General features: G+C 67.5%; 16 protein-coding genes. 8 read left to right on the top strand and 8 right to left on the bottom strand.

Features of this window, described 5'->3' with window-relative positions; genetic code table 11:
• Window positions 1-163: 163 nt before the first annotated feature.
• The 3 genes from ACYSM9_RS21015 (at window position 164) to ACYSM9_RS21005 (ending at window position 2,362) form a co-directional block, all read left to right on the top strand.
• Window positions 164-916: a DUF4191 domain-containing protein gene (locus tag ACYSM9_RS21015; RefSeq protein ID WP_461858887.1), complete on the top strand. Its 753-nt coding sequence runs from the start codon at window positions 164-166 to the stop codon at window positions 914-916.
• A gap of 108 nt (window positions 917-1,024) precedes the next feature.
• Entirely contained in the window at window positions 1,025-1,366 is a 342-nt protein-coding gene (locus ACYSM9_RS21010) for a DUF3817 domain-containing protein (RefSeq protein ID WP_461858886.1), read from the top strand.
• Between the two features lie 30 nt (window positions 1,367-1,396).
• Complete coding sequence (locus tag ACYSM9_RS21005; RefSeq protein ID WP_461858885.1) at window positions 1,397-2,362, top strand: DMT family transporter; 966 nt, start codon at window positions 1,397-1,399, stop codon at window positions 2,360-2,362.
• Between the two features lie 14 nt (window positions 2,363-2,376).
• Here the strand turns inward: ACYSM9_RS21005 and ACYSM9_RS21000 are convergent, their stop codons facing one another.
• On the bottom strand, window positions 2,377-2,814 hold the full coding sequence (locus ACYSM9_RS21000; RefSeq protein ID WP_461858888.1) for an RDD family protein: 438 nt from the start codon (window positions 2,812-2,814) through the stop codon (window positions 2,377-2,379).
• Between the two features lie 286 nt (window positions 2,815-3,100).
• On the opposite strand from ACYSM9_RS21000, the gene glnA (ACYSM9_RS20995) reads away from it, so the two are divergent.
• Window positions 3,101-4,525 (top strand): type I glutamate--ammonia ligase, encoded by a 1,425-nt coding sequence (glnA, locus tag ACYSM9_RS20995; RefSeq protein ID WP_221387522.1) that lies wholly within the window; start codon window positions 3,101-3,103, stop codon window positions 4,523-4,525.
• 275 nt (window positions 4,526-4,800) lie between these two features.
• On the opposite strand, the gene ACYSM9_RS20990 is transcribed toward glnA (ACYSM9_RS20995), so the two are convergent.
• The 3 genes from ACYSM9_RS20990 to glnA (ACYSM9_RS20980) are packed head-to-tail and all read right to left on the bottom strand — an operon-like array spanning window position 4,801 to window position 9,703.
• Window positions 4,801-5,361 carry a GNAT family N-acetyltransferase gene (locus ACYSM9_RS20990; protein ID WP_461858884.1) on the bottom strand — a complete coding sequence of 187 codons (561 nt, stop codon included), beginning with the start codon at window positions 5,359-5,361 and terminating at the stop codon, window positions 4,801-4,803.
• Complete coding sequence (locus ACYSM9_RS20985) at window positions 5,342-8,353, bottom strand: bifunctional [glutamine synthetase] adenylyltransferase/[glutamine synthetase]-adenylyl-L-tyrosine phosphorylase (protein ID WP_461858883.1); 3,012 nt, start codon at window positions 8,351-8,353, stop codon at window positions 5,342-5,344. Before ACYSM9_RS20985 ends, ACYSM9_RS20990 begins: the two co-directional genes overlap by 20 nt.
• 9 nt (window positions 8,354-8,362) lie before the next feature.
• Window positions 8,363-9,703, bottom strand: a complete 1,341-nt coding sequence (gene glnA, locus ACYSM9_RS20980) for a type I glutamate--ammonia ligase (protein ID WP_461858882.1) — start codon at window positions 9,701-9,703, stop codon at window positions 8,363-8,365.
• 273 nt (window positions 9,704-9,976) lie between these two features.
• Here glnA (ACYSM9_RS20980) and panB point away from each other — a divergent pair, with 273 nt between their 5' ends.
• Window positions 9,977-10,873 (top strand): 3-methyl-2-oxobutanoate hydroxymethyltransferase, encoded by an 897-nt coding sequence (panB, locus tag ACYSM9_RS20975; RefSeq protein ID WP_461858881.1) that lies wholly within the window; start codon window positions 9,977-9,979, stop codon window positions 10,871-10,873.
• A 15-nt stretch (window positions 10,874-10,888) separates the two neighbouring features.
• Here the strand turns inward: panB and ACYSM9_RS20970 are convergent, their stop codons facing one another.
• Window positions 10,889-11,053: an SPOR domain-containing protein gene (locus ACYSM9_RS20970; protein ID WP_461858880.1), complete on the bottom strand. Its 165-nt coding sequence runs from the start codon at window positions 11,051-11,053 to the stop codon at window positions 10,889-10,891.
• Between the two features lie 116 nt (window positions 11,054-11,169).
• Between ACYSM9_RS20970 and map the strand changes: the two genes are divergently transcribed.
• Together map and ppgK are read left to right on the top strand one after the other, a co-directional pair.
• Window positions 11,170-12,048 (top strand): type I methionyl aminopeptidase, encoded by an 879-nt coding sequence (map, locus tag ACYSM9_RS20965; protein ID WP_461858879.1) that lies wholly within the window; start codon window positions 11,170-11,172, stop codon window positions 12,046-12,048.
• A gap of 124 nt (window positions 12,049-12,172) precedes the next feature.
• Window positions 12,173-12,976, top strand: coding sequence for a polyphosphate--glucose phosphotransferase (ppgK, locus tag ACYSM9_RS20960; protein WP_461858878.1), 804 nt, complete (start codon window positions 12,173-12,175; stop codon window positions 12,974-12,976).
• Window positions 12,977-13,027: 51 nt separating this feature from the next.
• Here ppgK and nrdR read toward each other — a convergent pair whose 3' ends face one another.
• The 3 genes from nrdR to ACYSM9_RS20945 all read right to left on the bottom strand — a co-directional run bounded on the left by nrdR (window position 13,028) and on the right by ACYSM9_RS20945 (window position 15,590).
• Window positions 13,028-13,543 (bottom strand): transcriptional regulator NrdR, encoded by a 516-nt coding sequence (gene nrdR / locus ACYSM9_RS20955; protein ID WP_461858877.1) that lies wholly within the window; start codon window positions 13,541-13,543, stop codon window positions 13,028-13,030.
• A gap of 135 nt (window positions 13,544-13,678) precedes the next feature.
• The gene (gene hisD / locus ACYSM9_RS20950; protein WP_461858876.1) at window positions 13,679-15,052 is read right to left on the bottom strand and encodes a histidinol dehydrogenase; all 1,374 of its coding nucleotides are present in this window, start codon (window positions 15,050-15,052) and stop codon (window positions 13,679-13,681) included.
• A 4-nt stretch (window positions 15,053-15,056) separates the two neighbouring features.
• Window positions 15,057-15,590 (bottom strand): hypothetical protein, encoded by a 534-nt coding sequence (locus ACYSM9_RS20945; RefSeq protein WP_461858875.1) that lies wholly within the window; start codon window positions 15,588-15,590, stop codon window positions 15,057-15,059.
• Window positions 15,591-15,735: 145 nt separating this feature from the next.
• On the opposite strand from ACYSM9_RS20945, the gene ACYSM9_RS20940 reads away from it, so the two are divergent.
• Entirely contained in the window at window positions 15,736-16,236 is a 501-nt protein-coding gene (locus tag ACYSM9_RS20940) for a flavin reductase family protein (protein ID WP_461858874.1), read from the top strand.
• Window positions 16,237-16,380: the final 144 nt, after the last annotated feature.

Here is a 16,380-nt window from a genome sequence, read left to right as displayed (position 1 = left end):
GCCCACATCGCCGAAGGCATCCAGGACTCCGGCACCACCCGCCAGGAAGCCGCCAGCGTCCTCGCCGCCCATTCCTGAGCCCGGGGAAGCCGCAACAAGGGCCGGACACCGGAAGAATCCGGCGTCCGGCCCTTTGCTTTAAGTCACGTAGAATTGAGGCACTATGGCGAAATCCCCTGACTCCAGCAACTCCACCCCCGCGGGCTCCAGCGCGGTGAAGCGCGGCCTGTTCACGCGCAAGCCGAAGGAAGCAAAGGCTAAAAAGCCCAGCCGGTTCAAGCAGATCGGCGAGGTCTTCACCATGACCCGCCGCCACGACCCCATGGTCCCCTGGCTGATGCTCCTGGTCTTCCTGGGCGTTGTGGCCGTGAGCTTCCTGGTGGGCTTCTGGCTGGATAACTGGATTACCGGCCTGATCATTGGCATTCCGCTGGGCCTGCTGGCGGCCACGTTCATCCTGTCGCGCCGTGCCGAGCGTGCGGCGTTTGCCCAGATCGAAAACCAGCCGGGCGCCTCGGGCGCTGCCCTTGGCACGCTGCGCCGCGGCTGGATCACTGAGGAACAGCCTGTGGCTGTCAACCCGCGCACCCAGGATGCCGTGTTCCGCGCCGTGGGACGTCCCGGCGTCGTCCTTGTCAGTGAAGGCCCCAGCCACCGGGTCAAGCCGCTGCTCGATGCCGAACGCAAGCGCCTTGCGCGCATCCTGCCCAACGTTCCAGTGCACACCATCCAGACCGGCCACGGTGAAGGCCAGGTGCCGCTGAGCCAAGTGGCCAAGCAGATGGGCAAGATGAAGAACGAACTGACCAAGCTGGAGGTCAGCACGGTGTCCAAGCGCATCGCGTCCATGGGCACCCGGCTCCCCATTCCCAAGGGCATCGATCCCTACAAAGCGCGTCCCAACCGCGGACGCTAGGAACAAGCGCCCCGGCGCCGGCAATGCCGGGCACGGGGCGCTTTTTCTTGTCCCCGACCCGGCGGCGGTCCTTCCCCCCGGGCATCAACAACGACAGGACGTGTAACCATGGCCTTGCGGACAACGGTCCTCCGCGCCTTCCCGATCCTCGCCGTCGCTGAAGCGTTCAGCTGGGCGGCGCTGCTCACGGGGATGTACTTCAAATGGATCGCCGGCACCACTGAGGTCGGCGTCCAGGTGGCCGGCCCGGTCCACGGGGCATTGTTCGTTGGCTACGCGTTGGCCGCACTGACCCTGTGGCGTGTCCAGCGCTGGCCCTTCCCCGTTGCCGTCCTGGCCGGTGTCTCCGCCGTCTTCCCCTTTGCCACCATCTGGTTCGAGCGGTGGGCCGGGCGCCGCGGCCATCTCGGCGCGGACACAGCAGTGGAGTTGGAGTCGAGCCGCGCCTAGGTGCGGCACTCCGGACGGGAAAGGTTGCAGGTGGGAACCGTTAAACCGGGGGTGGCGGCGACAGCGGCGCGTGGCCGTGGGCAGCGCCGCCGGCGGACCGTGGCAGTGCTCTCCCTGCTGGGGGCAACCCTGTTCTGGGCCGGTAACTACGTCGTCGGGGCGGGTGCGGTCCAGGACATCGACCCGCTGAGCCTGGTGTTCCTGCGGTGGTCGCTGGCTGTGGTGCCGCTGCTCGTGATTGCGCAGCTCGTGGAACGGCCGAGCTGGCGGTCAGTGTTCGCCGCGCTGCCGTGGCTGGCGGCGCTGAGCGTGTTTGGGCTGCTCGGCTATAACTTGCTCCTCTACTTCGCCTTGGAGCACACCGGCGCTTTTAGTGCATCGCTGATCAACGCCTTCAACCCTGCGCTCATCACGTTGGCTGCCGCCGTTTTCCTGCGCGAACGGCTGACCGTGACGGCGGCGGCCGGCGTCCTCGCGGCACTGGCAGGTGTGCTGATTGTCATCAGTGGAGGGAACATCGGCAGGCTGTTCAGCACCGGTTTCGGGACCGGCGAGGCCCTCATGGCGGGGGCGATCGCCGTCTGGACCGCATACACGGTGACCGGACGCCTGGCACCAAAGATTCCTCCCATCACTGCCACCGCCGTCCAGGCCGCGGTGGCAGTGGCCGTGCTCGCCCCGGTCCGGGCCGCTACGGGCGGGCTGACCCTGCCGTCGACAGGTTCCGCGCTGGCATCCCTGCTGTTCATCGCGGTCTTTCCGTCGGTCCTGTCATACCTGCTGTGGAACAGGGCCCTGACGGTGCTGCCGGCAGGCGGGGCGGGAGTGTTCCTCAACCTCATCACCGTCTTCACGGCGGTACTGACCATGCTCGGCGGCCAGGTCCACACCGCGGCGCAGATCGTCGGCGGGGCCATCGTGATCGGGGGCGTGGTGCTGGCCAATGCACGGTCGTTCCGGCGGCGGAGCCAGCCTCAGGAAGGGCCCGGAACGTAAATCCCGGGGGCGCCTCAGCGCCGGATCAGGAGCGTGTTCATGGCTTTGTCGTGCAGGCCGCGCTGGTCGGGATCGAAAATCACTGCCGGCACCACCAGGCACAGCAGCAGCGTCCGCACCAGCGCCGCGAGGGGTCCGGGTGTGCCGCCGCCGGGCCGCACCACCGCGATTCCCATGACGCGGTGGCCGATGCTGTAGCCGAGGGTCCCCACGAGCAGGATCTGTTCGATGGCAAAGACCCCAAGGGTTGCCCAGGAGTCACCGCCGAAGGCAAAGTTGCTGATCAGCAGTGCTATGCCCCAGTCGATCATGATCGCCGCGATCCTGCGCCCGGCCCGCGCGATGGAGCCCGGCCCGGATTCCGGCAGGCCCAGCCGCTCCCCCGGATACTTGGAGATGCCGGAGGTATCCGGTCCACTGAGCCAGGAACCAATGTCTTTGCGATCTACCACCATCCAAGCCTACCGGCCAGGCGGGAGGTGGAGGCGCCCACACTGTGGATGGGGTTGGACCACTCTGTGGACCGGCGATAGCGTTGCCATAGCAGGGCATTCTGTAACCTGCCCGAAACAATGCGGACACGGACGGGAAATGCCGGATCCATAGGCTGTTAGCAGTTTCAAGCAAATCCCCGGCAGGTACACGCAGCAGGGAAAACCTCGCGTTCTCCCTGCCTTTGGATTGCGCTGGACCAGATGGCTTGCGAGCCAGATATTTACATATGCGTTAGGAGCATAGATGTTCAAGACTGCGGACGAAGTCCTCAAGTTCATCAAGGACGAAGATGTAAAGTTCGTCGATATCCGCTTCACCGATCTTCCGGGCGTCCAGCAGCACTTCAACGTCCCCGCCAAGAGTGTTGACGCCGACTTCTTCGTCAACGGCCAGCTCTTCGACGGTTCCTCCATCCGCGGTTTCCAGGGCATCGCCGAGTCCGACATGCAGCTGATCCCGGACGTCACCACCGCGTTCCTGGACACTTTCCGCATGGAGAAGACCCTCGCGCTGAACTTCTCCATCGTGAACCCCCGCACGGGCGACCCCTACCACCGCGACCCCCGCGGCGTTGCCGAAAAGGCTGAAGCCTACCTGGCATCCACCGGCATCGCCGACACCGCGTTCTTCGCTCCCGAGGCCGAGTTCTTCGTCTTCGACAACGTCCAGTACAAGTCCTCCCCCGAGGGCAGCTTCTACAAGATCGACTCCGAGGAAGCCCACTGGAACACCGGCCGCGAGGAAGAGGGCGGCAACCTGGGCTACAAGACCCCGGTCAAGGGCGGTTACTTCCCGGTCTCCCCGACGGACAAGCAGGCCGACCTGCGCGACGCCATGTGTGTTGCCCTGGACGAGGCCGGCCTCGAGGTCGAGCGCAGCCACCACGAAGTTGGCTCCGCCGGCCAGGCCGAGATCAACTACAAGTTCACCACCCTGACCCACGCCGCTGACGACCTGCAGAAGTTCAAGTACGTCATCAAGAACACGGCCGACGCCTGGGGCAAGTCCGTGACCTTCATGCCCAAGCCCGTCTTCGGTGACAACGGCTCCGGCATGCACTGCCACCAGTCGCTCTGGAACGGTGGCGAGCCGTTGTTCTACGACGAGAAGGGCTACGCCGGCCTGTCCGACACCGCCCGCTGGTACATCGGCGGCCTGCTGAAGCACGCCTCCGCCGTCCTGGCCTTCACCAACCCCACGGTGAACTCCTACCGCCGCCTGGTCAAGGGCTTCGAAGCCCCGGTCAACATGGTCTACTCGCAGGGCAACCGCTCCGCCGGTATCCGCATCCCGATCACGGGCTCCAACCCCAAGGCCAAGCGCATCGAGTTCCGCGCTCCGGACCCCTCCTCCAACCCGTACCTGGCGTTCGCTGCCCAGCTGATGGCCGGCATCGACGGCATCCGCAACCGCATCGAGCCCCCGGCTCCGATCGACAAGGACCTCTACGAGCTGCCCGCCGAGGAGGCCAAGGACATCCCCAAGGCTCCGGGCACGCTTGAGGAAGCCCTGGAGGCCCTGCGCGAGGACAACGAGTTCCTGCAGGCCGGCGGCGTCTTCACCCAGGACCTGATCGACACCTGGATCGAGTACAAGTACGAGAACGAGATCCGCCCGCTGTCCCTGCGCCCGAACCCCTACGAGTTCGAGCTCTACTACGGCGTCTAGTCCGCTGCCTGCCTGACAGGCCAGCTGATCAGCGAAAGGCGGCCACCGGAACCCTCCGGTGGCCGCCTTTCGCGTTGTCCGGGCCACCAGGCTGCGGACTGAGGCCATAAAGGCGGGGGCCCGGCTCCTGACGTGCTGAGACCGGGAGCCGGACCCCCTGACGAATGCCCCCCGAGACGAAGACTCTGCCCAGCCTTCCCCCCAACAAGGTTGGAGAACACCGCCAATCCACATAATCGGGCAAACGGTTCCCGAGTGCAATGCCGGCCGATGCGTTACGCCGGTGCGGTGCGGGGAAAGCTGCGGAACATGGTCCGTTGCGGCCCGGCGGACCCGCCCGTGTAGGGGCCGCAGTCAACGAAGCCGGCGCGGCGGTAGGCGGCGAGGCCGGCCGGGTTGGCTTCGTTGACGGAGAGTACGACGCCGGACTCCCCACTGCAGTGCCTCATCGTGAGTTTGAGAGCGGCCTCCGCGGCGGCGGCGGCCGCTCGTGTCCCCAGGCCTGAGCCCTGGTGCCGCCGGTCGATCAGGAACCCCCGCAGCAGCCAGGCGGAGAGGTCGTCCGGCCAGCCGGCCAGCCTCGCCGCGCCGGCCTGCAGGGTCAGCACGCCGACGGCAGCACCGGCCGACTCAATCACGTACGGCCGCCGCGCGGGTTCGGATAAACCCGCCAGGGCCATCCGCAGCGGATCGCCCACGAAACGTTCCTGTCCGGGTGCCAGCTCAAGCTCCGCAACGGCACCGAGCTGGACGGCACAGGCGTCGCCGTCCAGGTCCCGGAGTGGAATCAGCCAGACCGGCGCGCCGGTGCTGTGGTCACTGCCCGTAGAAGACACGTTCAAACACCGCCCGTGCACGGCGGCTCACCCGCAGGTAATCCTCCTCCAGCGTGGTGGCGTTGCCGGGCTCATAGCCGCACCAGCGCGCCACGGCCTCAAGGTCCCGACGGGAGGACGGCAGCAGATCGGAGGCCTTACCGCTCCAGATGACGTTGGCGGACCGGATCCGGCTCGCCAGGCGCCAGGCCCGTGCCAGGAGTGCCGCATCCGGTGCAGCCAGCAGGCCCAGTTCCGCGGCGGCTTCCAGGGCTTCCACGGTGGACGTGGTGCGAAGCTCCGGGTGCTTGCCTGCATGCTGGAGCTGCAGCAGCTGGATGAGCCACTCAACGTCGCTCAGGCCCCCGCGGCCCAGCTTGAGGTGCCGGGCGGGGTCCGCGCCGCGGGGCAGCCGTTCTGACTCCACCCGGGCCTTGATGCGCCTGATCTCCCGGACATCCTGCTCGGAAACCGTGTCCGGGTAGCGGATAGGATCCACGAGTTTGATGAAGTCGGCGGCCAGCCGGTCGTCGCCTGCCATGGGGCGTGCCCGCAGCAGCGCCTGGGCCTCCCAGACCAGGGACCAGCGCCGGTAGTACTCGGCAAACGACTCGAGGGAACGGACCATCGCCCCGTTCTTTCCCTCCGGCCGCAGGTCGGCGTCCATCTGGAGGACGCGTTCGGCCATGATGGCGGGCTTCAGCGGCTGGGTCAGGAGGCTGGAGACCTTCGCCACGATGCGGGCGGCCTGCTCTTGCGCCTCGGCTTCGGAGTAGCCCGGCAGCGCACGGTGGACGTACATGACGTCGGCGTCGGAGCCGTAGCCGATCTCCTGGCCGCCCTGGCGTCCCATTGCCACCACCAGCACCGTCGTCTTCAGCGGCCCGTTGGCGGACACGATCCCTTCAGCCACCCGCAGTGCGCCCAGGACCGCGGCCCGGTCGGTGTCCGCCAGTGCCCTGCCCACCTGGTCCTGATCCAGCAGGCCTGCCGAATCGGCCACCGCGATGCGCAGGATCTCGCGCCGGCGGATCAGCCGGATCAGCCGCATCGCGCTCCCGGGGTCCTCGTGGCGCGACATCTTGGAGGTGATCTCCTGCCACTGCGCCTGGAAGTCGACTGGCACCAGGTCCTTGTCGTGGCCCAGCCAGGACACCGATTCCGGTGATACCTCCAGCAGGTCCGCGATCAGCCGGGAGTTGGACAGCATGTGGCACAGCCGCTCGGCGGCGGCGTTGGAATCGCGGAGCATGCCCAGGTACCAGTGCGTGGTTCCCAGGGCCTCGCTGACGCGGCGGAAGGCCAGCAGGCCGGCGTCGGGATCCACGCCCTCCGCCAGCCAGTCAAGCAGGATGGGCAGCAGCTGCCGTTGCAGGGCGGCGCGCCGGCTGACGCCGGCGGTCAGCGCCTCGATATGCCGCATCGCCCCCTTGGGGTCCAGGTACCCGAGGGCAGCGAGCCGGCCTTCGGCGGCTTCCGGCGTCAGCTTGGCGTCCTCGCTGCTGAGCTTCGCCGCCGTATTCAGCAGCGGCCGGTAGAAGATGCGCTCGTGCAGCTCACGCACCGAGCGTTTGGTCTTCTGCCAGGCGGACAGGAGCGCATCGGGGTGCGGCCGCTCGTTGGAGAACGGACCCAGCACGGCTTTGGCCAGTGCCCGCAGCGCCGGTTCGGCCACGGGCATGAGGTGGGTCCGGCGCAGCTGGAACAGCTGGATCCGGTGCTCCAGCAGGCGCAGGTACCTGTACGCGGTGTCCAGCGCGGCGGCGTCCGACCGGCCGATGTAACCCCCCGCCGACAACGCTGCGATCGCCGAGGTGGTGTCCCGCCGTCGTAATGTCTCATCCGCCTTGCCATGCACCAACTGCAGCAGCTGGACGGTGAATTCGACGTCCCGCAGGCCGCCGCGGCCAAGCTTGATCTGCCGGTGCTCTTCGGCCGGCGGGATGTACTCGGTGACCCGCCGCCGCATGGCCTGCACGGACTCGACAAAGCCTTCGCGGCCCGCCGAGTTCCAGATCAGCGGCGCCACGGCTTCCTCGTACTTGCGGCCCAGCTCCGCGTCGCCGGCAATGGTCCGCGCCTTTAGCAGCGCCTGGAATTCCCAGCTTTCGGCCCAACGGTCGTAATACGTTTGGTGCGAGGCCAGGGTCCGGACCAGCGGGCCGGACTTTCCCTCCGGCCGAAGGTTGGCGTCCACCTCCCACAGGCCAGGTTCACGGGCCACGGACGAGATGGCCCGCGAGATGCCGCTGGCCAGCGCCGTTCCGATGGTATTGGCCTGCGCGTCCTCGAGGCCGCCGGGGTCCACCACGTAGATGACGTCGACGTCGGAAATGTAGTTCAGCTCGCGCGCCCCGCATTTGCCCATGCCTATCACGGCCAGGCCCACCTCCGCCACGTCCGCGGCGCCGTACTGCTCCGCTGCCTCGGCGCGGGACACGGCCAGGGCTGCCTCGATGGCGGCCCCGGCGAGGTCGGCCAGTTCACCGCCCACGGACGGCATGAAATCCAGCGGGTCCGCCGCGCAGAGATCCTTGACGGCGAGGTCCACGACGCCGCGCCGGTAGGCCGTGCGCAGGGCACCATAGGCGTCGGGGCCGGTGGCGGCGGCGACGGGCCGCACGGCACGCGGATCTGCGCCCACCGAATTGAGGAGGGTTGCACGCAGCATCCCGGGGTCGGCCGGCAGCGGCTCAGGGCTGGCGCGGACCTCGAAGGCGTCCAGGTGCTCGGGGTGCCGGATCAGGAACTCCCCCAGCGCCTCGGAGGCCCCAAGGACCCGGTACAGCGGTTCGCTCGCCTCGGGATCGGCCACAGCCAGGTCCCGCAGCTGCGGGTGCTTTTCGATCAGCCGGACCAGGGACTGGAGCGCCGTGTCAGGGCTGGCGGCCAGGTGCAGGCCGGCGAACAGCCTGTCCTGGTCGAGCCCCTCAAGTTCGCGGGCAGCCAGGAACCGCTCGCCTTTTTCAAGGTCGCTGAATCCGGCCGCGATGAGGCGGCGCGCCAGGCTCACGCCCGCCGCCTAGAGGATGCCGAGGTTGCGCTGCAGCTCGTAGGGGGTCACCTGCAGCCGGTAGTCCTGCCATTCGGCGCGCTTGTTCCGCAGGAAGTGCTCGTAGACCTGTTCGCCCAGGATCTGCGGCATCAGCTCGGAATCCTCCATGGACCGGATGGCGTCGTGCAGGCTGGCAGGCAGTGGATCGTGCCCCATGGCGCGGCGTTCGGCCGAGCTGAGCGACCAGACGTCATCCTCGGCGGCTGCGGGCAGGTCGTAGCCTTCCTCGATGCCCTTCAGGCCGGCGCCGAGCAGGACGGCGTAGGCCAGGTAGGGGTTGGCCGCCGAGTCGATGCCACGGTATTCGATCCGCGCCGACTGGCCCTTGCCCGGCTTGTACAGCGGCACGCGGACCAGCGCCGAACGGTTGTTGTGCCCCCAGCTGAGGTAGCTGGGTGCCTCGCCGCCGCCCCAGAGCCGCTTGTAGGAGTTGACGAACTGGTTGGTCACCGCCGTGAACTCGGGGGCGTGCTTGAGGATGCCGGCGATGAACTGGCGGGCGGTCTTGGAGAGCGAGAACTCAGCACCTGCCTCGAAGAAGGCGTTGGTGTCGCCTTCGAACAGGGAGAAGTGGGTGTGCATGCCCGAACCTGGGTGGTCCGTGAACGGCTTGGGCATGAACGTGGCATAGGTGCCCTGCTGCAGCGCCACTTCCTTGATGACGGTGCGGAACGTCATGATGTTGTCCGCGGTCTGCAGGGCGTCTGCGTAACGGAGGTCGATTTCGTTCTGGCCCGGGCCGGCCTCGTGGTGGCTGAACTCGACGGAGATGCCCACCGATTCGAGCATGGTCACGGCCGTGCGGCGGAAGTCCTGGGCCACGCCGCCGGGCACGTGGTCGAAGTAGCCGCCCTCGTCGACCGGCACCGGCGCCCCGTTCGGGCCCGGCTCCTGCGACTTGAGCAGGTAGAACTCGATCTCCGGGTGCGTGTAGCAGGTGAAGCCCATGTCCGCGGCCTTGGCGAGCGTGCGCTTGAGGACGTTCCGGGGGTCGGCGGCCGAGGGTTCGCCGTCGGGAGTGAGGATGTCGCAGAACATCCGCGAGGTCTGTTCCGTCTCGCCGCGCCACGGCAGGATCTGGAAGGTGGCCGGGTCGGGCTGCAGCAGCATGTCGGACTCGAAAACGCGGGCGAGGCCTTCAATGGAGGACCCGTCAAAGCCGAGGCCTTCCTCGAAGGCGCCCTCCACCTCGGCCGGAGCCAATGCCACGGACTTCAGCGATCCCACGACGTCGGTGAACCACAGGCGCACGAAACGTACGTCGCGCTCTTCGATTGTGCGCAGGACAAACTCTTGCTGGCGGTCCATGATGGCCTCTTCTCCGGTCAACGTCCATGCTGCGGGGCCCCGCACAGGGGAAGCCGGCAGCAGTTCATCAACACTGTACTAAGCATTCGGCGCCGATGCTTGAGCCTGCGCGGCGCGTAACACAGCATTAACCTCGGCGGCCGTCCGCGGACGCGGCCTGCCCGGGTTCCTGGCCCGGTCCAGGGGTCGCCCGGGCCGGCTTATGACGCTAATCACCTTCACTGCAGCCGGCGGCGGTAGCTAGGACGGCGGGTACCGCATTACGCTCATCCCATGGCCTCCAGCAACAGTTCCGACTCCAGCGTGTCCGCCGACGTTTCCGCTCCCTACGGCAGTGGCCCCGGGCAGGTTCCGGCAGCCGCTGCCGAAAGGAAGCCGGCCAAGGTCCGGATCCACCACCTGCAGCAGGCCAAGAGGGACGGCACCAAGTTCGCGATGCTCACCGCGTACGAGCAGTACACGGCGGAGATTTTTGACGCTGCCGGCATTGAGGTGCTCCTGGTGGGCGACTCGGCGTCGAACAATGTCTTTGGCAATGAGACCAGCCTGCCGGTCACCGTGGATGAGCTTCTCCCGCTGTGCCGCGCCGTGGCCCGTTCCGCCAAGCGCGCCCTGGTGGTGGCCGACCTTCCGTTCGGCAGCTACGAAGTCTCCGCCGAACAGGCGGTTTCGGCCGGCGTCCGCTTCCTGAAGGAGGGCCTGGCCCACGCGGTGAAGATCGAGGGCGGGAAGTACTACGCCCCCACGGTCCGCGCGATGGTGCAGGCAGGAATTCCGGTGATGGCGCACATCGGATTCACCCCGCAAAGCGAGCACGCACTGGGCGGCTACCGGGTCCAGGGCCGCGGCGACGACGCCCAGCGGCTTGTCGAGGACGCCCGCGCCCTGGCTGATGCCGGCGCGTTCTGCGTGCTGATGGAAATGGTTCCGGCCGAGACGGCAGCAGCGGTCGACGCGGCGGTCGAGGTTCCCACCGTGGGCATCGGCGCCGGCAAGGCGACCACCGGCCAGGTGCTGGTCTGGCAGGACATGGCCGGCCTGCGCGGCGGCCGGATGGCCAAGTTCGTCAAACAGTACGCAAACCTGCGCAGCACCCTCCTGGACGCTGCCACCGCGTACGGCGAGGATGTCCGGTCCGGGCAGTTCCCCGGCCCGGAGCACTCGTTCTAACCGGGCACCTGCCCGTCAGTCGTCGTCGCCCTTCTCCCAGGCCTCGTTGCGCGCCTTCACTTTCTCCAGCGCATGCTCAGCTTCCGCCCTGGTCTTGTACGGGCCAATGAGCTGGCTCCAGTCCGACAGCCGGTCCTCTTCCACTTCGTGGGTGTTGACGTTGAACCAATACTCGGTCATCGTTGCTCCTCGTTCCGTCGGGGCGCCGCGGGTGGGCCACGTAACTTAAACCAGGCGGCGGGTCTTCGCCGCCTGTCGGTTGTTGGGCGTTCTGCGGTGCCTTATATGATCAATCTATGCCTTCCCTTGCCTCGACTGCACCCATCGGCACCCTCACCCCCGGAGCCGTAAGCCCGCAGCGTCCCGTTCCGGCGTCCATCCCCCGTCCGGAGTATGTCGGCAAGCCCGCCCCCGCGAAGTTCACCGGATCCGAGGTCAAATCCGCCGAGACGATCGAGAAGATCCGGGTCGCGGGAAAGATCGCGGCCCAGGCCATCGTGGAAGTTGGAAAGCACATCCAGCCCGGTGTCACCACCGACCAGCTGGACAAGGTGGGGCACGAATTCCTGCTCGACCACCATGCCTATCCTTCCACCCTCGGCTACCGCGGTTTCCCCAAGTCGCTGTGCTCGTCGCTGAACGAGGTCATCTGCCACGGCATCCCGGACAGCACCGTGGTCCGGGACGGCGACATCCTGAACATCGACATCACGGCCTACATCAACGGGGTCCACGGGGACACCAACTACACGTTCCTGGTCGGTGACGTGGACGAGGAATCCCGGCTGCTGGTGGAACGGACCCGGGAATCCCTGAACCGGGCCATCAAAGCGGTGGCCCCGGGCCGTGAAATCAATATCATCGGCCGCGCCATCGAGTCCTACGCCAAGCGCTTTGGCTACGGAGTGGTGCGCGACTTCACCGGCCACGGCGTGGGCGAGGCCTTCCACACCGGACTGATCATTCCGCACTACGATGCCGCACCTGCCTACAACACGGTGATCGAAGCCGGGATGGTGTTCACCATCGAACCCATGCTCACGCTGGGCACGGTTGAATGGGACATGTGGGGTGACGACTGGACCGTGGTTACCAGGGACCGCAAGCGCACCGCACAGTTCGAACACACGCTGCTGGTCACGGAGACCGGCGCGGAAATCCTGACCCTTCCCTGAGCCAGCGCCTGGGGCCGGCAAGCCGGCCCCGGCACGCAGAACGGGTTCACCACGAAGAACCCAAACCCAGGGCGCCCGGATGCGCCCCTTTTCCCGCCCGCCCCTGTCACGAACGGAAACCGCATTGGCCAAGAACGACGAGAAGCCGCACAAGAACGAACCCCTGATCGGCATCGATATCGGTGGAACGGGTATCAAGGGCGGCATTGTCGACCTGAAGAAGGGCAAGCTCCTGGGTGACCGCTTCCGCGTGCCCACGCCGCAGCCGGCCACTCCCGAGGCAGTGGCAGAAGCCGTGGCCCTGGTGGTGGCGGAACTCTCAGCCCGGCCGGAGGCGCCTGCGGCCGGTTCGCCGGTGGGCGTGACGTTCCCCGGAATCATCCAGCACGGCGTGGTCCATTCGGCGGCCAACGTGGACAAGAGCTGGCTGGAGACGGACATCGACGGTCTCCTCACCGCCCGCCTGGGCCGGCCGGTGGAAGTCATCAACGACGCCGACGCCGCAGGCCTGGCCGAGGCGCGCTATGGCGCCGGCGCCGGCGTGTCCGGCACCGTCCTCGTGATCACCCTGGGCACCGGCATCGGCTCAGCCTTCATCTTCGACGGGAAGCTGGTGCCGAACGCCGAGCTGGGCCACCTTGAAATCGACGGTTTTGACGCCGAAACCAAGGCGTCAGCTGTGGCGCGGGAACGCGACGGACTGTCGTGGGACGAGTACAGCGTGCTGCTGCAGCGTTACTTCTCGCACGTCGAGTTCCTGTTCTCACCCGAACTGTTCATCGTGGGCGGCGGCATCTCGAAGCGCGCCGACGAATACCTTCCCAACCTCAAGCTCCGCACGCCGATCGTGCCCGCGGTGCTGAGGAACGAGGCTGGCATCGTGGGTGCGGCCCTGGAAATCGCCCTGCAGCACAAGCTGGCGAAGTAACGCTGGTGCCGGTGGCGGCTGCGGCTTCCCCTCCGCTGCCGCCACCGGAGTCTAGAGGGGGCTCTTCTCGGAACTCTTGTCGGCGTTCTTTGCGCCGCCGGGCGTGCCCTTGGCCTCATCCTCGGCTTCGTGGCGGAGCAGCGCAATAGCGGTTTCGAAGTCCTCCAGCGATTCAAAAGCCTGGTAGACGCTGGCGAAGCGGAGGTAGGCCACCTTGTCCAGCTTCTGCAGCGGGCCAAGGATCACGAGCCCCACCTCGTGGGCGTCGATTTCGGCCGCCCCGGAGGCCCTGATCTGTTCCTCGACTTCCTGCGCGAGCAGGGCGAGGTCGTCCTCGCTCACCGGCCGGCCCTGGCAGGCTTTCCGCACGCCGTTGATGACCTTGCTGCGGCTGAAGGGCTCCCCCACGCCGGACCGCTTGATCACGGACAGGCTGGTGGTTTCGACCGTGGTGAACCTGCGGCCGCACTCAGGGCACTGGCGGCGCCGGCGGATCGCTGAGCCGTCGTCGGCCATCCGGCTGTCCACCACGCGGGAATCGGGATTGCGGCAGAACGGGCAGTACATGGCGTTCCCCCTTCTCGCTCGTGGTGCGCAGCTTTGGTCAGGCCACCGGCACCGCCGTGGGGCGATTCCGTGGCGTCTTTCAGTTTACGGCCATATCTGGGGGAATAACAATCCTGTAATTACTACATGTAGTAGCTAGGGCGTTTCCGGGAACCGGGCCGTGACAGCGTCTCCGTGGGCAGGGAGGTCCTCCGCCCGGGAAAGGTTGACGATGTGGCTGCTGACCTCAGCCAGGGCCGACTTGCTGTAGTTGATGACCTGGATGGCCCGCAGGAACGTGGTGACGTTCAGGCCCGATGAGAAGGCGGCGGTGCCGCTGGTGGGCAGCACGTGGTTCGAGCCTGCGCAGTAGTCGCCAAGGCTGACCGGGCTGTAGTCGCCCACGAAAATGGCACCGGCGTTGCGGATCCGGGCCGCCACCGCTGCAGCGTCCCGGGTCATGATCTCCAGGTGCTCTGCCGCGTAGGCGTCGCAGGCGGCGATTCCCTGTTCCAGGCCGTCCACCAGGACAGCGCCGGACTGCGGGCCGGAGAGCGCTTCGCGGACCCGTGCGGCGTGCTTGGTGGTGGCCGCCTGCCGGTCGAGTTCGGCGCGCACGGCGTTCACGAGGTCCTCGGAATCGGTGATCAGCACCGAGGCCGCCTTCGGGTCGTGTTCGGCCTGGCTGACCAGGTCGGCGGCGACAAGCGCCGGCTGGGCGGAGTCATCGGCGAGGACGGCGATCTCGGTGGTTCCGGCTTCCGAATCGATCCCCACGACGCCCTTGACCAGCCGCTTGGCCGTGGCGACGAAGATGTTGCCGGGACCGGTCACCACATCCACCGGCTCCAGCGACGGCCCGTGGGCGTTGCCGTCCACCCCGTAGGCGAAGGCCGCAATGGCCTGCGCGCCGCCGATGGCATAGACCTCGGTGATCCCGAGCAGCGCCGCCGCCGCGAGGATGGTGGGGTGCGGCAGTCCGCCGAACGCCTTTTGCGGGGGCGAGGCCAGTGCGATGGACTCCACACCGGCGGCCAGTGCGGGGACAACGTTCATGATCACCGAGGACGGGTAGACGGCAAGGCCGCCGGGGACGTAGAGTCCCACGCGCGCCACGGGAACCCAGTTCTGGCTGACCACGGCGCCGTCGCCGAGTTCGACGTCGACATTCCGGGGCCGCTGCCCGTCAGCAAATTTCCGTGCCCGGCTGATCGATTCCTCCAGCGCGGTCCGCACGGCGGGGTCCAGGCCGGCCAGGGCGCCGGCGATTGCCTCCGCGGGGACCAGCGGGTGGTCCTGCTCCACGCCGTCGAACGTCCGGGCCAGCTCGGCCAGGGCGGCAAAGCCGCGGCCGCGCACTGCGGAGATGATGTCCAGGACTTTTTCTTCGGCGTCCGCCATGGTCTGGCCCTGGGCGCGCGGGACGGCGGCGCGGAGGGCGGCGAGGCTCATGCTGCGGCCGCGAAGGTCAATGGTGCGGAAGTCGACGGCGGCTGTCGCGGGGGCGGGGAACTCCGAAGAAATGGTCACCGGTCTATTTTACGGGGCTGAAGCCGCCGGACGTTCCGGAAGCGCCATCACCGGACTTCCGGCCGAGCAGGGGCATGAGTTCCAGGACGAAGACGGACAGGGCGGTGGCGCCGGGCCACAGCAGCAGGACAGGCCACGCGCGCAGGGAGAAAGCCACGCTGGCGTTGGCGGCAGGGTCCGCCGCCGGGCCCCACAGCTGTGCCGCCAGGAGACCGGCCAGCCAGGCGGTGATGCTTCCGGCCAGGGCCCCTCCCAGTCCCATCAGCAGTGCCGCCTGCGGATCTGCGTGTTTACCGTCAGCCAGGAACACCGCCAGCAGGCAGCCTGCGAGCACCATGAGCCCGGCGAGCGTCAGGTCGCGTGGAAGCCAGACCACGGGGTTGCTTCCCGAAGCCAGGGAGGCGTCCCGGGTGATCAGGTTCAGGCCGCCCGGCGCCAGCACCCACCACAGGATGCCGGCAGGGATTCCCGCCGCCGCGGGGACGAACAGCAGGGGCCAGGGAAGCCGCGGCCGCGCGGCCCGGACAGAGTTGGTCATGCACCACACCTTAACAAAGGTTTCGCCAGCTTCCGGTGGGCACCGGGCGCGGCGCAGGGAGTTGCTGCTGCCGGTTTTTACCGCCGCGGCCCGAAGCCCCATAGGCTTGGAGGAACAGATACGCCACTTATTGCCAGGAGTTCCGGTGACCGACAACAGCGCGCCGTTCGAGCAGACCTTCAGGGAGATGTTCCGTCGCCACGCCGCAGGCGTCGCCATCATCACGGTGAACTACCAGGACGAGCCCTACGGCTTCACCGCCACCTCCGTGGCCTCCCTGTCCGCCAAGCCGCCCCGCTTCACCTTCAACATGGCGCGCAGTTCCCGGTCGTGGCCCGCCGTCGCCAACACGCAGTACCTGGGCGTGCACATGCTTGGCCTGGAAAACCAGGAGCTCGCGGCCCGCTTTGCCCGCCCCGGCAACAGGTTCGAAGGCAACCACTGGGAGATCGGCCCCCGCGGCGTGCCCATCCTCAAGGACGTCGCCGGGTGGCTCATCGGCGAAGTGCAGATGCGGCTGTCCTTCGAAAACAATGCCGTCGTGGTGGTCCAGGTGGTGGATGGCCAGGTGGGCGGCGACGGTTCGCCGCTGCTCTACCACGGCGGAAGCTACGGCCAGCCGGCCCCGCTCGATTACGAGATCTGACCCCATACCGGCCCGGCACAAAAGACGCGGACGACGGCGGGAGCCAGGTCCCGCCGTCGTTGGTGCCTTGGTGAGGCGCCCAGGCAGTCCTAGGGCGTGTCTCCTAAAGCTGTCAGCCAGATGCTGATTGCTCGGAGGACTGCT

It is taken from the genome of Arthrobacter sp. C152, from assembly GCF_054890965.1.
The sequence above is the reverse complement of the archived record's forward strand: the minus strand, read 5'-3'. Positions and strand labels throughout refer to the sequence as shown.

Excerpts from the sequence above, each read along its gene's own strand:
- map (WP_461858879.1), top strand. The coding sequence starts at position 11,170 with ATGCCTTCCCTTGCCTCGACTGCACCCATCGGCACCCTCACCCCCGGA.
- glnA (WP_461858882.1), bottom strand. The coding sequence starts at position 9,703 with ATGGACCGCCAGCAAGAGTTTGTCCTGCGCACAATCGAAGAGCGCGAC.
- ACYSM9_RS21010 (WP_461858886.1), top strand. The coding sequence starts at position 1,025 with ATGGCCTTGCGGACAACGGTCCTCCGCGCCTTCCCGATCCTCGCCGTC.
- ACYSM9_RS20970 (WP_461858880.1), bottom strand. The coding sequence starts at position 11,053 with ATGACCGAGTATTGGTTCAACGTCAACACCCACGAAGTGGAAGAGGAC.
- glnA (WP_221387522.1), top strand. The coding sequence starts at position 3,101 with ATGTTCAAGACTGCGGACGAAGTCCTCAAGTTCATCAAGGACGAAGAT.
- ACYSM9_RS20945 (WP_461858875.1), bottom strand. The coding sequence starts at position 15,590 with ATGACCAACTCTGTCCGGGCCGCGCGGCCGCGGCTTCCCTGGCCCCTG.
- nrdR (WP_461858877.1), bottom strand. The coding sequence starts at position 13,543 with ATGTACTGCCCGTTCTGCCGCAATCCCGATTCCCGCGTGGTGGACAGC.
- ACYSM9_RS21015 (WP_461858887.1), top strand. The coding sequence starts at position 164 with ATGGCGAAATCCCCTGACTCCAGCAACTCCACCCCCGCGGGCTCCAGC.
- panB (WP_461858881.1), top strand. The coding sequence starts at position 9,977 with ATGGCCTCCAGCAACAGTTCCGACTCCAGCGTGTCCGCCGACGTTTCC.